This is a genomic window from Leclercia sp. 29361 (assembly GCF_011290365.1).
Lineage (GTDB): Bacteria > Pseudomonadota > Gammaproteobacteria > Enterobacterales > Enterobacteriaceae > Enterobacter > Enterobacter tamurae.
On the sequence record NZ_CP049786.1, the window covers coordinates 3,886,641 to 3,904,955 of the forward strand.

Here is an 18,315-nt window from a genome sequence, read left to right on the forward strand (position 1 = left end):
GAGTCTCAGGCCAGCTCTCCTTTTACCAGAGGCACAAAACGTACGGCTTCTACGGTATCGATGATGAACTCGTCGCCCCGTCGACGAACACGCTTTAACAGCTGATGTTCATCGCCCACCGGTAAAACGAGGATCCCGCCATCGTCCAGTTGCGCCATCAGCGCAGCCGGGATTTCCGGCGGTGCGGCCGTCACGATAATGGCATCAAACGGGCCGCGAGCCTTCCAGCCCTGCCAGCCATCGCCGTGACGGGTAGAAACATTGTGCAAATCAAGCTGCTTCAGACGGCGACGCGCCTGCCACTGCAAGCCTTTAATACGTTCAACCGAGCAGACGTGATGTACCAGATGCGCCAGAATGGCGGTCTGGTAACCCGACCCGGTGCCGATCTCCAGCACCCGTGAGTCCGGGGTCAGCTCCAGCAGCTCGGTCATGCGCGCCACCATATAGGGCTGCGAAATGGTCTGCCCCTGCCCTATTGGCAGGGCGACGTTTTCCCACGCTTTGTGCTCAAACGCCTCATCGACGAATTTTTCACGCGGTACCAGTGAGATGGCAGTGAGCACATGCTCATCAGCAATACCCTGAGTGCGTAATTGATTCAGAAGTGCTTGTACACGTTTACTTACCATTGGGAGCTCACTCCGGCACGATCCAGCCAGCCTGACACCACATCTTGCGCGTTATGCGCGGTCAAATCTACATGCAGCGGGGTCACGGAAACGTACCCCTCGTCCACCGCGGCGAAGTCGGTATCCGGCCCGGCATCGTGCTTTTCACCCGGCGGGCCAATCCAGTACAGGGTATTCCCGCGCGGATCCTCCTGCGGGATCACCTTATCTGCCGGATGTCGGCTGCCGCAGCGCGTTACGCGAATGCCTTTGATCTGATCCAGCGGCAGGTCCGGAACGTTGATATTGAGGATCCGCCCGGTGCGCAGCGGCTCACGGCTCAGGGCGCGCAGTATGGAGCAGGTCACCGCGGCAGCGGTGTCGTAATGCTGATGGCCGTTGAGGGATACCGCCAGCGCAGGGAAACCGAGATGGCGTCCCTCCATGGCGGCCGCCACGGTGCCGGAGTAGATCACGTCATCCCCCAGATTGGGCCCGGCATTGATGCCGGAGACCACCACGTCCGGACGCGGACGCATCAGCGCATTGACGCCGAGGAAGACGCAGTCCGTCGGGGTGCCCATCTGCACGGCGATATCGCCGTTATCGAACGTAAAGGTGCGAAGGGATGACTCGAGGGTTAACGAGTTAGAAGCACCGCTGCGGTTACGATCGGGAGCCACGACCTGCACCTCAGCGAACTCGCGTAGCGCCTTAGCCAGCGTCTGAATGCCTGGCGCATGGATCCCGTCATCGTTACTCAGCAATATTCGCATAGTCACCCGAAGTGTTGATAAGTTCCCTGACAACACTGGTGGCAAAGCTACCTGCCGGCAGCCAGAAACGTAACTCGACGGTCACGTCATCCCACCAGTTCCAGCTCAGCTGTTGCGGATAGAGCAGCATCGCCCGGCGTGCCGCTTCGACTTTTTCCCGCACCAGCAGAGCGCATAATTCTGTTTCACCGGCGACGGCGGCCTGCTCAGCCTGTAGCGCCTCGCCCTGCGGGCCCCATTCACCGGTACCCGGCAGGGCCGCAGTGATCAGCAGCGTTTTCGCATTGACGCGCGCCTGCACATCACCCATTTCTTCGTCAGTGGCGACGAACCAGCTGCCGCGCCCGGCTAATTGTAGCGCATCGCCAACAACAACTTGATTCGCGTCTGTTTTTTTCAGACGTTCGCTCACGATTTGATTAAACAACGCACTGCGGGCTGCCGACAACCAAAAACTGCGTTTATTGCGATCGCGCACCGGGGCATTGCTTTGCGCCCAGCGCAGCGCGCCCTGCAAGTTACTGCCGCCAATACCAAAACGCTGGGCGCCGAAGTAGTTCGGCACGCCCTGCTCGTTGATAGCAGTAAGCCGTTTCTCGACATCCTCGCGGTGGCTCACCTCGCGCAGCACCAAGGTAAAGGCGTTACCCTTTAACGCGCCGAGGCGCAGTTTGCGCTTGTGACGGGCGTATTCCAGCACCTTGCAGCCTTCAAGCTGGAACTGGCTTAAATCAGGCATTCCGTTACCCGGCACCCGGGCACAGAGCCACTGCTCGGTCACAGCGTGTTTATCCTTCTGCCCGGCGAAGCTCACTTCACGGGCATGAATTTTCAGGAACTTAGCCAGCGCCTCGGCGACAAAACGGGTGTTGCAGCCGTTTTTCAGGATCCGCACCAGGATGTGCTCGCCCTCGCCGTCCGGCTCAAAGCCCAGATCTTCGATCACCACGAAATCTTCCGGATTGGCCTTCAGCAGGCCCGTGCCCTGCGGTTTACCGTGCAGGTACGTCAGGTTATCGAAATCCGTCATTTGGCCGCCTTCACCAGCAGCGCTACCGCTTCACAGGCGATACCTTCGCCACGGCCGGTAAAGCCGAGCTTTTCGGTGGTAGTGGCTTTGACGTTAACGTCATCCATATGACAGCCGAGATCTTCGGCAATGAACACCCGCATCTGCGGGATATGCGGCAGCATTTTCGGTGCCTGGGCAATGATGGTCACATCCACGTTACCGAGGGTGTAGCCTTTGGCCTGAATACGACGCCAGGCTTCGCGCAGCAGTTCGCGGCTGTCCGCCCCTTTAAAGGCCGGATCGGTGTCCGGGAACAGCTTGCCGATATCGCCCAGCGCCGCCGCACCCAGCAGCGCGTCGGTTAACGCGTGCAGAGCAACATCGCCATCAGAATGCGCGAGCAGTCCTTTTTCATAAGGGATGCGTACGCCGCCAATGATAATTGGGCCCTCGCCGCCAAAGGCGTGTACGTCAAAACCATGTCCAATTCGCATTATGCCTTCTCCTGATGGGTCGAACGGGTAAGATAAAATTCTGCCAGCTGTAAATCTTCGGGGCGCGTCACTTTTATATTATCTGCGCGCCCTTCAATCAGTTCGGGGTGAAAACCGCAGTACTCCAGCGCCGATGCTTCGTCGGTAATGGTTGCGCCTTCGTTCAGCGCACGGGTTAAGCAGGCCTGGAGCAGCTCGCGGGGAAAAAATTGCGGCGTCAGGGCATGCCAGAGGTCAACGCGCTCCACCGTGTGGGCGATGGCCGGAAGTCCCGGCTCGCCGCGCTTCATGGTATCGCGGACCGGCGTGGCGAGAATGCCGCCGACGCGACTGGTTTCGCTGATAGTCAGCAGCCGCGCCAGGTCGTCCTGATGCAGGCACGGCCGCGCCGCGTCATGCACCAGCACCCACTGCGCGTCACCGGCGGCCTGAAGACCCGCCAGCACCGAATCGGCGCGCTCTGCGCCACCGTCCACGACGGTGATTTGCGGATGACCGGCAAGCGGCAACGCGGCAAAGCGGGCATCGCCCGGGCTGATAGCGATAATGACCCGCGACACGCGTGGGTTCGCCAGCAGCGCCGCCACGGTGTGCTCAAGGATCGTTTTATCACCAATTGAAAGGTACTGCTTGGGACATTCTGTCTGCATGCGCCGGCCAAACCCGGCGGCTGGCACAACGGCGCATACGTTCGAAAAAGTGACTGCCATGGCTAATAATCCTGGGCCTGATTATCGGGTGTTTTGTACTGAGCCCTGGTTGCGTTTAGACGCATCCGGCACCAGACGATAAAAGGTTTCGCCCGGCTTAGTCATGCTGAGTTCGTTGCGTGCGCGCTCTTCAATGGCCTCTTGTCCGCCATTGAGATCGTCAATTTCCGCAAACAGCTGATCGTTTCGCGCTTTAAGTTTGCTGTTTGTTGCCTGCTGCGCCGTCACGTCATCGCTGACGCGACTGTAATCGTGAAGGCCGTTCTTACCGAACCACAGTGAATACTGAAGCCAGACCAGCAGTGCCAGCAACAGCAGCGTAAGTTTACCCATCCTGCCCCCTGAAAAACGGCATCATCATCCCATAACTTTGCCCCCGACTCTACATCGGGGCTACAGAGACGCCGCACCATTGCGGGCAAATGTACCACATTTTTTTTGCAGATTCGCGCAAGCCAATAACGTGACACAGTTAGTGACGGTTTGAATTATGGCTGAACTTATCCCATGAGCCACAAAAATAACAGTCCGACCATCGCCACCACCGTCATCACGGTGGTGAATGAACTGTAGAGCAGCTTGCCGTTGAGCAGAGAGTGCAGCGCAATCCCTACCACTACGGCAACGGGCATCAGCGCCAGGAAGAAAGGCCAGGTATAGAGGAAAAAGAACAGGGTGTTACTGCCGTAAAACAGGAAAGGGATGCCCAGTGCCATCAGCCATGAGGCGAAGCCGACGATCGCCCCAGGGAAAGACCAGGTCGTCTCGTCATTTGCCGATACTGTGTCCGTCCCGGTGATAATGTAGTTCTCACTGTTTCGCATAGCTGATCCTGTGACCATGACATATCGATGGGGATAATCACCCCCATCAATACCATCTCAGGATCTGATAATATCGCCCTGTCTGAGCAGGTCTAATAATTGGCTTACTAAATTTGTTACCAATTGTTGACCTTCCAGATGGATTTCGGGCGCATCAGGAGTTTCATAAACTGCGTCAATACCGGTGAAATTCTTCAGTTCACCCGCGCGGGCTTTTTTATACAGCCCCTTCGGATCGCGCTGCTCGCAGATGGCCAGCGGGGTATCAACAAAGACTTCGATAAAGCGGTTCTGACCGACGCGCTCGCGCACAAACTGCCGCTCGGCACGGTGCGGCGAAATAAACGCCGTTAACACCACCAGCCCGGCATCGGCCATCAGGCTGGCCACTTCGCCCACCCGACGGATGTTCTCTTTGCGATCTGCATCGCTAAAGCCGAGATCGCTGCACAGCCCGTGACGCACGTTGTCGCCATCCAGCAGATAGGTGCTGACACCCGCTTTATGCAGCGCCTCTTCCAGCGCACCCGCGACGGTGGATTTACCGGAGCCCGAGAGCCCGGTAAACCATAGCACAACCCCACGGTGACCGTGGAGTTGTTCGCGATCGGCCACCGTGACCGGATGAGGATGCCAGACGACGTTCTCATCATGCTGCGCCATTACTTGCCTCCCAGCAGATCGCGTGCGCCCCAGTGTGGGAAGTGCTTACGCACCAGCGCATTCAGCTCCAGCTCAAAGGCGCTGAACTCTGACGGCACCGCGCTCGCCTGCGCTTTAGGCTCGCGGACCATCCCGGCGCCAACGGTGACGTTGGTCAGGCGATCGATAATGATTAAGCCCCCGGTCACCGGGTTCTGCTGATATTGATCCAGCACCAGCGGTTCGTCGAAGGTGAAATCCACCAGGCCGATGCCGTTCAGCGGCAATTCCGTGACGCTGTGCTGCGCCAGATTGTTGATATCCACCTGGTACTGAACGGCGTCCACGCGGGCGCGGGTTTTCTTGCCAGCGATTTTAATGTCGTAGCTCTGGCCCGGGCTCAGCGGCTGCTCCGCCATCCACACCACATCAATAGCGGCGCTTTGCACCGCAGGCAGCGTTTCCTCTGCATCCACCAGCAGGTCGCCCCGGCTGATATCAATTTCGTCTTTCAGCACCAGGGTGACGGCTTCGCCTGCCCCGGCTTCCTGCAGATCGCCATCAAAAGTGACGATGCGGGTAATGGCAGACTCCACGCCTGACGGCAGCACCTTCACGCGCTGGCCCACCTGCACGCTGCCGGAGGCAAGGGTGCCGGAGAAGCCGCGGAAATCGAGGTTCGGACGGTTAACGTACTGCACCGGGAAGCGCATCGGCTGCGTCTCAACGCTGCGCTGGATCTCGACGGTCTCGAGCACTTCCAGCAGCGTCGGGCCGCTGTACCACGGCATGCTCACACTCTGGGAGGCTACGTTGTCCCCTTCCAGCGCCGAGAGCGGCACGAAGCGGATGTCGAGGTTGCCCGGCAGCTGTTCGGCAAAGGTCAGGTAGCTCTCGCGGATCTCGTTAAACTTCTCTTCGCTGAAGTTGACCAGGTCCATCTTGTTGACCGCCACCACCAGATGCTTGATCCCCAGCAGCGTGGAGATAAAGCTGTGACGACGGGTCTGATCCAGCACCCCTTTGCGGGCGTCGATCAGCAGGATCGCCAGGTCGCAGGTTGACGCGCCGGTCGCCATGTTGCGGGTGTACTGCTCGTGCCCCGGCGTGTCGGCGATAATAAATTTGCGCTTCTCGGTGGAGAAGTAGCGATAGGCCACGTCAATGGTGATGCCCTGCTCGCGCTCCGCCTGCAGGCCATCCACCAGCAGGGCCAGATCGAGCTTCTCGCCCTGGGTGCCGTGACGTTTGCTGTCGTTATGCAGGGAAGAGAGCTGATCTTCGTAGATCTGACGGGTATCGTGCAGCAGACGGCCAATCAGCGTACTTTTGCCGTCATCAACGCTGCCGCAGGTCAGAAAACGCAGCAGGCTTTTGTGCTGTTGTGCGTGCAGGTAGGCTTCGACGCCGCCTTCATCCGCAATCTGTTGAGCAATAGTGGTATTCATGGCGGCTCCTTAGAAATAACCCTGACGTTTCTTCAGCTCCATGGAGCCTGCCTGGTCGCGGTCAATCACGCGCCCTTGTCGCTCGCTGGTGGTCGACACCAGCATCTCTTCGATGATCTCTGGCAGCGTCTGCGCGTTAGATTCCACCGCGCCGGTCAGCGGCCAGCAGCCGAGGGTACGGAAGCGCACCATCTGCTTTTTGATCACTTCGCCGGGCTGGAGATCGATACGATCGTCATCAATCATCATCAGCATGCCGTCGCGCTCCAGCACCGGACGTTCAGCCGCCAGGTACAGCGGCACGATTTCGATATTTTCCAGATAGATGTACTGCCAGATATCCAGCTCGGTCCAGTTGGAGAGTGGGAAGACGCGGATGCTTTCGCCTTTGTTGATCTGGCCGTTGTAGTTGTGCCACAGCTCCGGGCGCTGGTTCTTCGGATCCCAGCGATGGAAGCGATCGCGGAAGGAGTAGATACGCTCCTTGGCGCGGGATTTCTCTTCGTCGCGACGGGCACCACCGAAGGCGGCGTCAAAGCCGTACTTGTTCAGCGCCTGCTTCAGCCCTTCGGTCTTCATGATGTCGGTGTGTTTGCCGCTGCCGTGCACGAACGGGTTGATGCCCATCGCCACCCCTTCCGGGTTTTTATGCACCAGCAGTTCGCAGCCGTAGGCTTTGGCGGTACGGTCACGGAACTCATACATCTCGCGGAATTTCCAGCCGGTATCCACGTGCAGCAGCGGGAACGGCAGCGTGCCTGGATAAAACGCTTTACGCGCCAGGTGCAGCATCACGCTGGAGTCTTTCCCAATGGAGTACATCATTACCGGATTAGCGAACTCAGCGGCCACTTCGCGGATGATATGAATACTCTCCGCTTCGAGTTGCCGCAGGTGAGTCAGTCGTTTTTGATCCATAACCGTTCCTTAAGCCAGATTTACAACAGAAGAGCCAAACCCTTCTGTGTCGGTAGTGTGTTGAAACCAGGCGAGCGTGCTGTGCAGCTGCACCACTTCACCCACCACAATCAGGGCGGGCATCGGGGCGTCTTTCGCAAGGTGTGCAAGGTGTTGTAATGTGCCGGTCACCACGTGCTGATCGACGCGCGTGCCGCGGGATATCACCGCCACAGGCGTATCTGCATCGCGCCCGTGTTGAATAAGTTGTTCACTGATTTCCGCCGCCTTCATGGTGCCCATGTAGATCGCCAGCGTCTGACGGCTTTGCGCCAGATGGGTCCAGTCAAACGGGGTGCTGTCGGCCTTGTAGTGGCCGGTGACAAAGGTGACGCTCTGGGCGTAGTCCCGGTGCGTCAGGGGAATACCCGCATAAGCCGTCACCGCTGAGGCCGCGGTGATCCCTGGCACCACCTGGAAGGGCACGCCCGCTTCAGCCGCTGCCTGCAGCTCTTCGCCGCCACGGCCAAAGATGAACGGGTCGCCCCCTTTGAGACGTACTACGGTTTTGCCCGCTTTCGCCGCGTCAATCAGCATCTGATTGGTTTCATGCTGCGGCACGGCGTGTCCGCCCGCGCGTTTGCCAACGCAGATCTGCTCGGCATCACGACGGATTAATTCGCGTATGCCATCGGTCACCAGATGGTCATAGAACACCACGTCCGCATCCTGGAGTACCTGCAGGCCGCGCAGCGTCAGCAGTCCGGCATCGCCCGGCCCCGCGCCGACGAGGATAATCTCCCCGCTGGTGCTGCCCGGGTTATCCAGTTCGTCTTCGAGGATTTGTTGTGCCGCCGTCTCATTACCGGCCTGCATCAGGCTGGCAAAGCGGCCGCGGAACACCCGCTCCCAGAAGCGACGGCGTTCCGCCACGCTGGTCAGGCGGGTTTTCAGATGGTTGCGCCAGAAGCTGGCTTTCTCGGCCATTCGGCCCAGGCTGGTTGGCAGTAGCGCTTCGATTTTTTCCCGCAGAACGCGGGCCAGCACCGGTGCGGTGCCGCCGGAAGAGATCGCTACCACCAGCGGCGAACGGTCGACAATCGACGGGAAGATAAACGAGCACAGGGGCTGATCGTCCACCACGTTCACCAGACGGTGACGGGCGTGGGCGGCATCAGAGATGCGCTGGTTGAGTGTGCGGTTTTCGGTTGCGGCAATGACCAGCACCACATTGTCGATTTGCGCTTCATCAAAGTCCGCTTCGGCAACCACCTGCACGCGCGCGCCTGCCCGGTGTAAAAAGGCAATTTTGCGCTCGGCGATTTCACCGCAGCCGATCACCAGGACCGGACGGTCTTTTATGTCAGCAAATAAAGGAAGGTAATCCACAATGCTACAACTCGCTAACAACCAGGAATAGTGGGACTATAGGGGGCTGCTCATAGCGAATGAAATTACGAATTGGAATGAGTAGTTACTCAATGGAATAACGCCCTGCAAAAGCAAATATCAAAAAGTGCTTAACACGCGTAATTACGGGCATTTAAGAGCAATTCAAATTGTGTAAGCACGGTCACAGTTTCATACTAAGCGCGTTAAAATTTTGCTCTATTTTTTAAGGACTCACTATGTTTTCCGCAATGCGCCACCGTATCGCTCTCCTGGCGCTCGGCGTTTGCTTAACTGGAACGGTTCAGGCTAAAACGCCCCCTCTGGGTGAGATCGCTGCGACGCAGGCGCGTCATATCGCGACCTTTTTCCCGGGCCGCATGACCGGTACCCCCGCCGAAATGCTCTCCGCTGACTATGTGCGCCAGCAGTTCGCTGAGATGGGCTACCAGAGCGATATCCGCACCTTCCAGAGCCGCTATATCTATACCTCACGCAATCAGAGCAAAAACTGGCACAACGTGACCGGCAGCACCGTGATTGCAGCTCATGAAGGTAAAGCCGCACAGCAAATTATTATCATGGCGCATCTGGATACCTACGCGCCGATGAGCGACAGCGATGCCGATAACAACCTCGGCGGCCTGACATTGCAGGGCATTGATGACAATGCCGCCGGTGTCGGGGTGATGCTGGAGCTGGCGGAGCAGCTGAAGAATATTCCAACCCAGTACAGCATCCGCTTTATCGCCACCAGCGGTGAAGAAGAGGGACGCCTGGGGGCTGAGAACGTGCTCAACCGTATGAGCGCGGCCGAGAAGAAAAACACCCTGCTGGTGATCAACCTCGATAACCTGATCGTCGGGGATAAGCTCTATTTTAACAGCGGCAAAACCACCCCTCCCCCGGTGCGCAAATTAACCCGCGACCGCGCGCTGGCGATTGCCCGCGCCCAGGGTATCGTTGCTGGCACCAATCCGGGCGGCAACGCCAGTTATCCGAAAGGGACAGGATGTTGTAACGACGGTGAGAAGTTCGATAAGGCCGGGATCCCGGTGCTGTATGTCGAGGCGACCAACTGGTCTCTGGGTAAGAAAGACGGGTATCAGCAGCGGGCAAAATCAAAAGCTTTCCCGCAGGGGACGAGCTGGCATAACGTCAGGCTGGATAATCTGCAGTACATTGACGAGGCGCTGCCAAAGCGGATCGAACATCGCAGCCGGGACGTGGTGCGGGTGATGCTGCCGCTGGTGAAAGAGCTGGCGAAAGCGGGGAAAGTGTAGCGGGATTAGCTCCCCTCACCCCGGCCCTCTCCCCACTGGGGCGAGGGAGAAAAGACGGCTCCGTGCGATCCCCTCTCCCCTATGGGGAGAGGGTTAGGGTGAGGGGCATAACAATCACCCTTCGTGCAATCCGCACTCGCGCTTGAGGCCGAAGAAACGGGTCTCTTCTTCCGCCATACCCGGCTCCCATTTGCGGGTGGTGTGAGTATCTCCCACCGACAGATAGCCCTGGTCCCACAGCGGATGGTATTTCAGGCCATGCTGCTGCAGGTACTGGTATACGGTTCGGTTGTCCCAGTCGATAATCGGCAGCACCTTGAACACCCCACGCTGGATCGCCAGCACCGGTAAGGACGCCCGGCTACCGGACTGATCCCGGCGCAAACCGGCAAACCAGGTTTTGGCGTTGAGGTCGGAGAGCGCCCGATTCATCGGCTCGACTTTGTTGATGGCATTGTATTTCTCAATGCCCTCCACGCCCTGCTCCCACAGCTTACCGTAGCGCGCCTCCTGCCAGGCCGCGCTCTGTTCGGCACGGTAGACCTTCAGGTTCAGCTGCAGCTTGTCCGTCAGTTCGTCAATAAACTGGTAGGTTTCCGGGAACAGGTAGCCGGTGTCGGTGAGGATCACCGGAATGTCCGGACGGATCTTATTCACCAGATGCAGGCTGACCGCGGCCTGAATACCAAAGCTCGAGGAGAGCACATATTCACCCGGCAGGTTTTCCAGCGCCCAGGCGACACGACCTTCGGCGTCGAGCTTTTCCAGCTGGGCGTTGGTTTCCGCCAGGGCCAGAATACGTTCGACTTTTGGCAGATCGTTAAGGGCGTTTAGATCGAGTACGGACATAATTACCTCTCGTAGTTACTCCCAGAAATCCCGGGCGGGATCGAGCACTGGACGAATGATGCCCGCACGCACCGTAAAGTCGCCGAAGCCTTCACCCGCTTCGCGCTCTTTCGCCCAGCGCCCGACAAGCAGGTCTATGGAGTCAAGAATTTCTGGTTCCGTAATGTTCTCGCGATACATACGCGGAATGCGCGTTCCGCTGCGGTTACCCCCAAGGTGCAGGTTGTAACGACCCGGGGCTTTACCCACCAGACCCAGCTCCGCCAGCATCGCACGGCCACAGCCGTTCGGGCAGCCGGTGACGCGCATCACGATATGCTCGTCAGGAATGCCGTGTTTTTCCAGCACCGCTTCCACTTTGTCGGTGAACGACGGCAGGAAGCGCTCGGCTTCGGCCATCGCCAGCGGACAGGTCGGGAAGGAGACGCAGGCCATCGAGTTTTCACGCTGCGGTTTTACCGCGTCCATCAGCGTGTGATCCCGCGTCAGCTTCTCGATCTTCGCTTTCTCGCTTTCCGGCACGCCGGCAACGATCAGGTTCTGGTTGGCGGTAATGCGGAACTCGCCTTTGTGGATCTTTGCGATCTCCAGCAGACCGGTTTTCAGCGGACGGCCCGGATAATCGAGAATACGACCGTTCTCAATAAACAGCGTCAGGTGCCATTTATTGTCGATGCCTTTTACCCAGCCGATGCGATCGCCGCGACCGGTGAATTCGTACGGACGGATCGGCTCGAACTTGATACCGGCGCGACGCTCCACTTCTTCTTTAAAGGTCTCTACGCCGACGCGTTCCAGGGTGTATTTGGTCTTGGCGTTTTTACGATCGGTACGGTTACCCCAGTCGCGCTGGGTGGTCACCACCGCTTCGGCCACCGCCAGGGTGTGCTCCAGCGGCAGATAACCGAACTCGCTCGCGGTGCGGGCGTAAGTTTTCTTGTTACCGTGCTCAATCGACAGACCACCGCCCACCAGCAGGTTAAAGCCCACCAGCTTGCCGTTCTCGGCAATCGCCACGAAGTTCATGTCGTTGGCGTGCAGATCGATATCGTTCTGCGGCGGGATCACCACCGTGGTTTTAAACTTACGCGGCAGATAGGTCTGACCAAGGATCGGCTCTTCGTCGGTGGTCGCAACCTTCTCCTGATCCAGCCAGATCTCAGCATAGGCGCGGGTGCGCGGCAGCAGATGTTCGGAGATCTTCTTCGCCCACTCGTAGGCTTCAGCGTGCAGCTCGGACTCGTACGGGTTGGAGGTACAGAGCACGTTACGGTTCATGTCGTTGGCGGTCGCCAGCGCGTCCAGCCCGACGGAGTGCAGCATCTGGTGTACCGGCTTCACGTTCTTCTTCAGAATGCCGTGGAACTGGAAAGTCTGACGGTTGGTCAGACGGATGCTGCCATAAATGGTGTTGTCATGGGCGAATTTGTCGATCGCCTGCCACTGTTTGGTGGTGATAATGCCACCCGGCAGACGGCAGCGCAGCAGCATCGCGTGACGCGGCTCCAGCTTCTGTTCAGCACGCTCGGCGCGGATATCGCGATCGTCCTGCTGGTACATACCGTGGAAACGGATCAGCAGGAAGTTGTCGCCGTTGAAACCGCCGGTCAGACCGTCATTTAAATCTTCGGCAATGGTGCCGCGCAGGTAGTTACTATCAACCTTCATGCGCTCGGCATCAGTCAGTTTGCCTTCGACCACCAGAGGGCCAGGATGTTTTTCGCTCATTAGTAGACATCTCGCTGATAACGGCGCTCGACGCGCAGCTCACTTAAAAATTCATCCGCCGATTCAGTATCCATGCCACCGAATTCAGCAATCACTTCCAGCAACGCCTGCTCAACGTCTTTCGCCATGCGATTGGCGTCGCCGCAGACATAAATGTGGGCACCATCATTAATCCAGCGCCACAGCTCTGCGCCCTGTTCGCGCAGTTTGTCTTGTACGTATATTTTTTGTTTTTGATCGCGGGACCAGGCCAGATCGATGCGCGAGAGCACGCCCTCTTTCACATAGCGCTGCCACTCTACCTGGTAGAGGAAATCTTCGGTGAAGTGCGGGTTACCAAAGAACAGCCAGTTTTTGCCCGGCGCTTCATCGGCGGCGCGCTGCTGCATAAAGGCGCGGAACGGCGCGATGCCGGTGCCCGGGCCAATCATGATCACCGGGGTTTCCGGGTTGGCCGGCAGACGGAAGTTGTCGTTGTGCTCGATAAAGACCCGCACCTCGCCCTCTTCTTCCACGCGATCTGCCAGGAAGCTGGAGGCACCACCGGCACGGGCGCGACCTTCGATGTCGTAACGCACCACGCCCACGGTGACGTGGACTTCGCTTTCCACCTCGGCCTGGGCCGACGCGATAGAGTACAGGCGCGGCGTCAGCGGACGCAGCAGGCCGATTAACGCTTCAGCATCCAACTGCGCTGGCGCGAAACGCACCATGTCCACAATTGGCGTGGTGGTGGCGTACTGTTGCAGTTTGGCTTTGTCGCCCACCAGCGGCAGCAGGGATTCGCTGCGGGTCAGGGTGGCGTAGTTTTCCACGATGTTGGCGGTATTGACGGTCAGCTCGAAATGCCACTGCAGCGCTTCCGAGAGCGGCAGGGTTTTGCCGTCTACCGACACCACTTCATCGCCCTTCAGCCACAGCAGCTCAACCAGCTCTTTCACCAGCGCCGGATCGTTCTGATACCAGACGCCAAGGGCATCGCCCGGCTGGTAGCGCAGGCCGGAGTCGCCTAAATCGATTTCAATATGACGCACGTCTTTCTCAGAATCACGACCGGTGATTTTCTGATTAACCGCGAGGCTCGCCGTCAGCGGCGCTTCTTTGGTGTACGGGCTGGTATGAATGTCGTTTACCACGCCAGCGGCAGTAACTGCCGCCTGCGCCGGCGTCTCTTTCGGCACGCGGGCTTTCAGCACGTCAACAATGCGCGCGCGCCATTCGGCAGCCGCGGCCTGGTATTCGACGTCGGTATCCACGCGATCGAGCAGGCGCTCGCCACCCAGTTCGGCCAGCTTGCTGTCAAAATCTTTGCCCGACTGGCAGAAGAATTCGTAGGAGGAGTCGCCGAGACCGAAGACCGCAAAGGCGGTGCCCGCCAGTTTTGGCGCTTTTTTCGAGAACAGGAACTTATGCAGCGCAACCGCTTCTTCAGGCGGCTCACCTTCGCCCTGGGTAGAGGTCACAACGACAACCAGCTTCTCTGACGCGATTTGCTTAAATTTATAATCCCCGGCGTTCACCAGGTTCACGTTCAGTTTGGCCGCCAGCAGATCGTCCCGCAGGGCTTCCGCCACGCGACGGGCATTGCCGGTTTGCGAAGCGGAGATAAGCGTAATTGCCGGGATCTCAACGGCCGCAGCCGGTGCACTCACCACAGCACCCGGCTGTTGATTGAGCATTCCCCAGAAATAACCAGAAACCCAGGCAAGCTGGGTAGGTGAAAAATCAGTGGTGGCTGCCTGCAGGCGTGCCAGTTGCTCCGGGTTCAGGGGAAGCAAATTTGAAGGTGGGGCCTGTGTTGTCATGCGTCGTTATGTTCCAGTAGCAAAGCTGAATTTTTATCTGAAAGACAGAACAGAGTGTAAGGTTAACGGCGCGGATCATAACAATTAAAGACGGGATGGAAATAATAAATAACCAAATGGACTAACCTGTTTTTGCTATCGTTGTTAACAATAAAAACGATTAATTAACTTCATGAAAATAAAAGATAAAAATAAGGTTACTGCCCACCCAAAGCGTATCGGGTGGTAAGGGCCGTTTTAGGTAATGATAAAAAAGGTGCTTTCCGGTATTATGCGGCGGTTTTTTCCGCATTCTTGAGAGTTCATGATGTCCACCACACTGTTTAAAGATTTCATCTTCGAAGCCGCCCACCATCTCCCTCATGTCCCGGAAGGCCATAAATGTGGTCGCCTGCACGGGCACTCCTTTATGGTGCGTCTGGAGATCACGGGTGACGTCGATCCGCATACCGGTTGGATCATGGATTTTGCCGAGCTGAAGGCCGCGTTTAAGCCGACCTATGATCGCCTCGATCACTTCTATCTGAATGATATTCCGGGACTGGAAAATCCGACCAGCGAAGTGCTGGCGAAATGGATCTGGGATGAGATTAAACCGCTGGTGCCACTGCTGAGCGCGGTGATGATCAAAGAGACCTGCACGGCAGGTTGTGTCTATCGCGGGTAATCAATCAGGCAAGCGTTATAAGCCCGGTAAGCGTGCGCGCCACCGGGCTTTTTTTCAGGCGATATTCAGGTACTTGTGCGTCTGCATCGACAGACGCCAGTTGCGCGCAATACAGGTCTCAATGCACAGACGCGTGGCGTCCTCTTTCTGGCTGATCGGCTGCAGCGCAATAACGCGCTGTTTGTCATCGGTCAGCGTCTCCAGCAGTTCATCCAGCGCTTCGATATCACGAACGCGGCCTACCGGGTGCTTAATCTCATCGGCACGCTCCAGCGCCTGGGACAGCACATTGTAACCGCCGCGCATATTCACTTTTGGCGACACGGTGACCCAGGTGGTGTGGGAGCAGCGCACTTCGTGGGTGCCGCTGGTCTCAATCTGGCAGCTAAAGCCGTTTTTTTCGAGCAGCGAGGTCAGCGGGATCAGGTCATGGATGCAGGGCTCACCGCCGGTGATCACCACGTGACGCGCGGTCCAGCCCTGACGACCAATAATGGCCAGCAGATCTTCCGGGTTCGCCGCGCCCCATTTGTCGCTCTCTTTGGTTTTGGCCAGAATGCTGAACAGTGACACTTCCCGATCGCTAAGCGTTTCCCAGGTATGTTTGGTATCACACCAGGCACAACCCACCGGGCATCCCTGCAGACGAATGAAGATAGCGGGAACGCCAGTGAAGTAACCCTCGCCTTGCAGGGTCTGGAACATCTCGTTAATCGGGTACTGCATAGTCATCTCAAAGAAGGGGATAAACGTTAAGTATCGCAGATCCCCGGCCCAGGATCATGCCCGATCGGTGCTCTGTGCCTCGATTGCACCAACAAATCGCGCCGTAATCTGCTGTGGGCGCGTGATCGCCCCGCCTACTACCACCGTATACGCGCCTGACTCAAGACAGCGGGCAGCCAGCTCCGGTGTTTCGACGTTGCCTTCGGCCACCACCGGGATGGTGACCGCCGCGACGACCTCCCGCAGAAACTCGCACTCCCGCTCTTTCAGCTTATGGCCTGCGGTGTCGGCCGTATAGCCATAGAGCGTGGTGCCCACGCAGTCAAAACCCAGCGCCTGGGCGGTTTTCGCCTCCTCTACCGTGGCGATATCCGCCATCAGCAGTTGGGATGGGTATTGCGCCCGGATCGCTGTCATCAGCCCGGCGAGCGTCTGGCCGCCGGGACGCGGACGCGCGGTAGCATCAAGAGCGATAATCTCCGGTTTTACGGCCATCAGTTCATCCACCTCCCGCAGCGTGGCGGTAATAAATACCTCGCTGTCCGGATAGTCGCGCTTGATAATGCCGATCACCGGCAGCGAAACCTGTTTTTTGATGGCCTCGATGTCCACGACGCTGTTGGCGCGGATGGCCACCGCCCCGCCCTGCGCCGCCGCCAGCGCCATGCGCGCCATAATAAACGGGCTGTGTAAGGGTTCGTTATCCAGCGCCTGACAGGAGACGATCAGCTTACCTTTCAAAATATCCAGTACATTTTTCATTACGATAAGATCTCTTCAACTTCATTTTTGATGATGGTGACATGCGGACCGTAGATAACCTGTACGCCATTGCCCCGCAGGATCACGCCGCGAGCGCCGGTTGCCTTGAGCATGGTTTCGTTCACTTTGCCGCCGTCTTTCACCGTCACGCGTAAACGTGTGGCGCAGCAGTCCACCTCGTCCACGTTCTCCCTGCCGCCCAGGCCCTCAATGATCGCCTTCGCCCGTTCGCTTTGAGGAAGCGCAGTTTCTGCTACGGCCTCTTTCTCCCGGCCCGGGGTCGCAAAATCGAAACGGTTAATCAGGAAGCGGAAGGTGAAGTAGTACAGGAAGAACCAGGGAACCCCGACCAGCGGCACGTACAGCCAGTGGGTTTTGGCTTCGCCCTGCAGAATGCCGAACAGAACGAAATCGATAAAACCGCCTGAGAAGGTCTGCCCTATGGTGATGTGCAGAATATGGGCGAGCATAAAGGCCAGCCCGTCGAACAGTGCGTGGATGACGTACAGCACCGGGGCGATGAAGAGGAAGGAGAACTCGATAGGCTCGGTGATACCGGTCAGGAAAGAGGTCAGCGCCGCCGAAAGCAGCAGCCCCGCGACCCGCTTTTTATTTTCAGGCTTTGCCGTGTGATACATCGCCAGACAAGCACCGATCAGGCCAAACATCATGGTAATAAAGCGTCCGGACATGAAGCGCGAGGTGCCCGCGTAGAACTGCTGGGTATTCGGGTCGGCGAGCTGGGCAAAGAAGATGCGCTGTGTACCTTCAATCAGCTGACCGTTGACGATCTCGCTGCCGCCGAGGGCGGTGGTCCAGAAGGGCAGATAGAAAATGTGATGCAGGCCGAAGGGACCGAGCATGCGCAGGATAAAGCCGTACAGGAAGGTGCCCAGATACCCGGTCGCATCGACCAGACCGCCGAGGCCAAAAATCAGCTTCTGAAAGTGCGGCCAGACGACGGTCATGATCGCGCCCACCAGTATCGCCGCCAGCGAGCTGATAATAGGGACAAAGCGTGACCCGCCAAAGAAACCGAGAAATTGCGGCAGGGCAATTTTGTTAAACCGATGGTGCAAGGTACAGGTTACCAGCCCGATGACCACCCCGCCAAAGACGCCGGTTTCCAGGGTCTGAATACCCAGCGTCATCCCCTGCCCCACCGCGCCGGGGTTCTCCTGCGCCAGAGTGCCATTAAGGATCAGCAGGGCGTTAATGGTGGCATTCATTACCAGGAACGCCAGCAGTGCCGCCAGGCCCGCAGTGCCCTTATCGGTTTTCGCCAGCCCCACGGCCACCCCCACGGCAAAAAGCACCGAGAGATTGGCAAAGACAATCGAGCCGGCGCTGCTCATGATAGTGAATATTGCCTGTAGCCAGCTCACATCCAGGAAGGGGTAGGCCGCGAGGGTATTGGGATTCGACAGTGCGCCGCCAATGCCTAACAGCAGACCCGCAGCGGGCAGCACGGCAATGGGTAACATAAAGGATTTGCCAAAGCGCTGGGCTTTTTCAAACCATGCGCCCGATGAGGCGCCGCTAAACAGTTGCATCATTTTTTCACTCCCCAATTATTTGATGAAAATTTTTACCATATTTAAAACATGAAGTGAAAATTATCACCAATAACCTGGAGAGCGATCATACTTTTTTAAAATGTCTGGCGTCTCGCCCCCGCTTTCCGCCACACTA

General features: G+C 57.8%; 19 protein-coding genes. 2 read left to right on the forward strand and 17 right to left on the reverse strand.

The window, feature by feature from the left end; genetic code table 11:
* Positions 1–5 precede the first annotated feature (5 nt).
* The 11 genes from G7090_RS18575 to cysG all read right to left on the reverse strand — a co-directional run bounded on the left by G7090_RS18575 (position 6) and on the right by cysG (position 8,803).
* A complete protein-coding gene (locus tag G7090_RS18575) occupies positions 6–632 on the reverse strand; it encodes a protein-L-isoaspartate(D-aspartate) O-methyltransferase (RefSeq protein WP_106994478.1) in 627 nt (208 codons plus the stop codon).
* A complete protein-coding gene (gene surE, locus G7090_RS18580) occupies positions 626–1,387 on the reverse strand; it encodes a 5'/3'-nucleotidase SurE (protein WP_032613629.1) in 762 nt (253 codons plus the stop codon). Before surE ends, G7090_RS18575 begins: the two co-directional genes overlap by 7 nt.
* Positions 1,368–2,417: a tRNA pseudouridine(13) synthase TruD gene (truD, locus tag G7090_RS18585; protein ID WP_166183739.1), complete on the reverse strand. Its 1,050-nt coding sequence runs from the start codon at positions 2,415–2,417 to the stop codon at positions 1,368–1,370. The genes surE and truD overlap by 20 nt, the downstream gene beginning before the upstream one ends.
* Positions 2,414–2,893, reverse strand: a complete 480-nt coding sequence (ispF, locus tag G7090_RS18590; RefSeq protein ID WP_006811766.1) for a 2-C-methyl-D-erythritol 2,4-cyclodiphosphate synthase — start codon at positions 2,891–2,893, stop codon at positions 2,414–2,416. Before ispF ends, truD begins: the two co-directional genes overlap by 4 nt.
* A complete protein-coding gene (gene ispD, locus G7090_RS18595; protein ID WP_106994475.1) occupies positions 2,893–3,603 on the reverse strand; it encodes a 2-C-methyl-D-erythritol 4-phosphate cytidylyltransferase in 711 nt (236 codons plus the stop codon). Before ispD ends, ispF begins: the two co-directional genes overlap by 1 nt.
* A 21-nt stretch (positions 3,604–3,624) precedes the next feature.
* Positions 3,625–3,936 (reverse strand): cell division protein FtsB, encoded by a 312-nt coding sequence (ftsB, locus tag G7090_RS18600; protein ID WP_032613637.1) that lies wholly within the window; start codon positions 3,934–3,936, stop codon positions 3,625–3,627.
* 167 nt (positions 3,937–4,103) lie between these two features.
* Positions 4,104–4,427: a DUF3561 family protein gene (locus G7090_RS18605; RefSeq protein WP_106994474.1), complete on the reverse strand. Its 324-nt coding sequence runs from the start codon at positions 4,425–4,427 to the stop codon at positions 4,104–4,106.
* Between the two features lie 57 nt (positions 4,428–4,484).
* On the reverse strand, positions 4,485–5,090 hold the full coding sequence (gene cysC, locus G7090_RS18610; RefSeq protein WP_166183741.1) for an adenylyl-sulfate kinase: 606 nt from the start codon (positions 5,088–5,090) through the stop codon (positions 4,485–4,487).
* Entirely contained in the window at positions 5,090–6,517 is a 1,428-nt protein-coding gene (cysN, locus tag G7090_RS18615; protein WP_106994472.1) for a sulfate adenylyltransferase subunit CysN, read from the reverse strand. The genes cysC and cysN overlap by 1 nt, the downstream gene beginning before the upstream one ends.
* A 9-nt stretch (positions 6,518–6,526) precedes the next feature.
* The gene (cysD, locus tag G7090_RS18620; RefSeq protein ID WP_106994471.1) at positions 6,527–7,435 is read right to left on the reverse strand and encodes a sulfate adenylyltransferase subunit CysD; all 909 of its coding nucleotides are present in this window, start codon (positions 7,433–7,435) and stop codon (positions 6,527–6,529) included.
* A 9-nt stretch (positions 7,436–7,444) separates the two neighbouring features.
* Complete coding sequence (cysG, locus tag G7090_RS18625; protein ID WP_106994470.1) at positions 7,445–8,803, reverse strand: siroheme synthase CysG; 1,359 nt, start codon at positions 8,801–8,803, stop codon at positions 7,445–7,447.
* 239 nt (positions 8,804–9,042) lie between these two features.
* On the opposite strand from cysG, the gene G7090_RS18630 reads away from it, so the two are divergent.
* A complete protein-coding gene (locus G7090_RS18630) occupies positions 9,043–10,086 on the forward strand; it encodes an aminopeptidase (protein ID WP_166183743.1) in 1,044 nt (347 codons plus the stop codon).
* Between the two features lie 114 nt (positions 10,087–10,200).
* Here the strand turns inward: G7090_RS18630 and cysH are convergent, their stop codons facing one another.
* From cysH to cysJ, 3 genes are read right to left on the reverse strand one after another with little or no spacing between them, the layout of a single operon-like run.
* The gene (gene cysH / locus G7090_RS18635; protein ID WP_166183746.1) at positions 10,201–10,935 is read right to left on the reverse strand and encodes a phosphoadenosine phosphosulfate reductase; all 735 of its coding nucleotides are present in this window, start codon (positions 10,933–10,935) and stop codon (positions 10,201–10,203) included.
* A gap of 15 nt (positions 10,936–10,950) precedes the next feature.
* Positions 10,951–12,663, reverse strand: coding sequence for an assimilatory sulfite reductase (NADPH) hemoprotein subunit (gene cysI / locus G7090_RS18640; RefSeq protein ID WP_166183748.1), 1,713 nt, complete (start codon positions 12,661–12,663; stop codon positions 10,951–10,953).
* A complete protein-coding gene (gene cysJ, locus G7090_RS18645; protein WP_166183751.1) occupies positions 12,663–14,468 on the reverse strand; it encodes an NADPH-dependent assimilatory sulfite reductase flavoprotein subunit in 1,806 nt (601 codons plus the stop codon). The genes cysI and cysJ overlap by 1 nt, the downstream gene beginning before the upstream one ends.
* A 304-nt stretch (positions 14,469–14,772) precedes the next feature.
* On the opposite strand from cysJ, the gene queD reads away from it, so the two are divergent.
* The gene (queD, locus tag G7090_RS18650; RefSeq protein ID WP_166183753.1) at positions 14,773–15,135 is read left to right on the forward strand and encodes a 6-carboxytetrahydropterin synthase QueD; all 363 of its coding nucleotides are present in this window, start codon (positions 14,773–14,775) and stop codon (positions 15,133–15,135) included.
* A gap of 54 nt (positions 15,136–15,189) precedes the next feature.
* On the opposite strand, the gene queE is transcribed toward queD, so the two are convergent.
* Genes queE through G7090_RS18665 form a run of 3 tightly spaced genes read right to left on the reverse strand, consistent with a single transcriptional unit; the run spans position 15,190 to position 18,179 of the window.
* Positions 15,190–15,861, reverse strand: a complete 672-nt coding sequence (queE, locus tag G7090_RS18655; protein WP_166183755.1) for a 7-carboxy-7-deazaguanine synthase QueE — start codon at positions 15,859–15,861, stop codon at positions 15,190–15,192.
* 54 nt (positions 15,862–15,915) lie between these two features.
* A complete protein-coding gene (locus G7090_RS18660; RefSeq protein WP_166183758.1) occupies positions 15,916–16,623 on the reverse strand; it encodes an N-acetylmannosamine-6-phosphate 2-epimerase in 708 nt (235 codons plus the stop codon).
* Positions 16,623–18,179, reverse strand: coding sequence for a maltose/glucose-specific PTS transporter subunit IIC (locus G7090_RS18665; protein WP_166183760.1), 1,557 nt, complete (start codon positions 18,177–18,179; stop codon positions 16,623–16,625). The genes G7090_RS18660 and G7090_RS18665 overlap by 1 nt, the downstream gene beginning before the upstream one ends.
* Between the last annotated feature and the right edge of the window lie 136 nt (positions 18,180–18,315).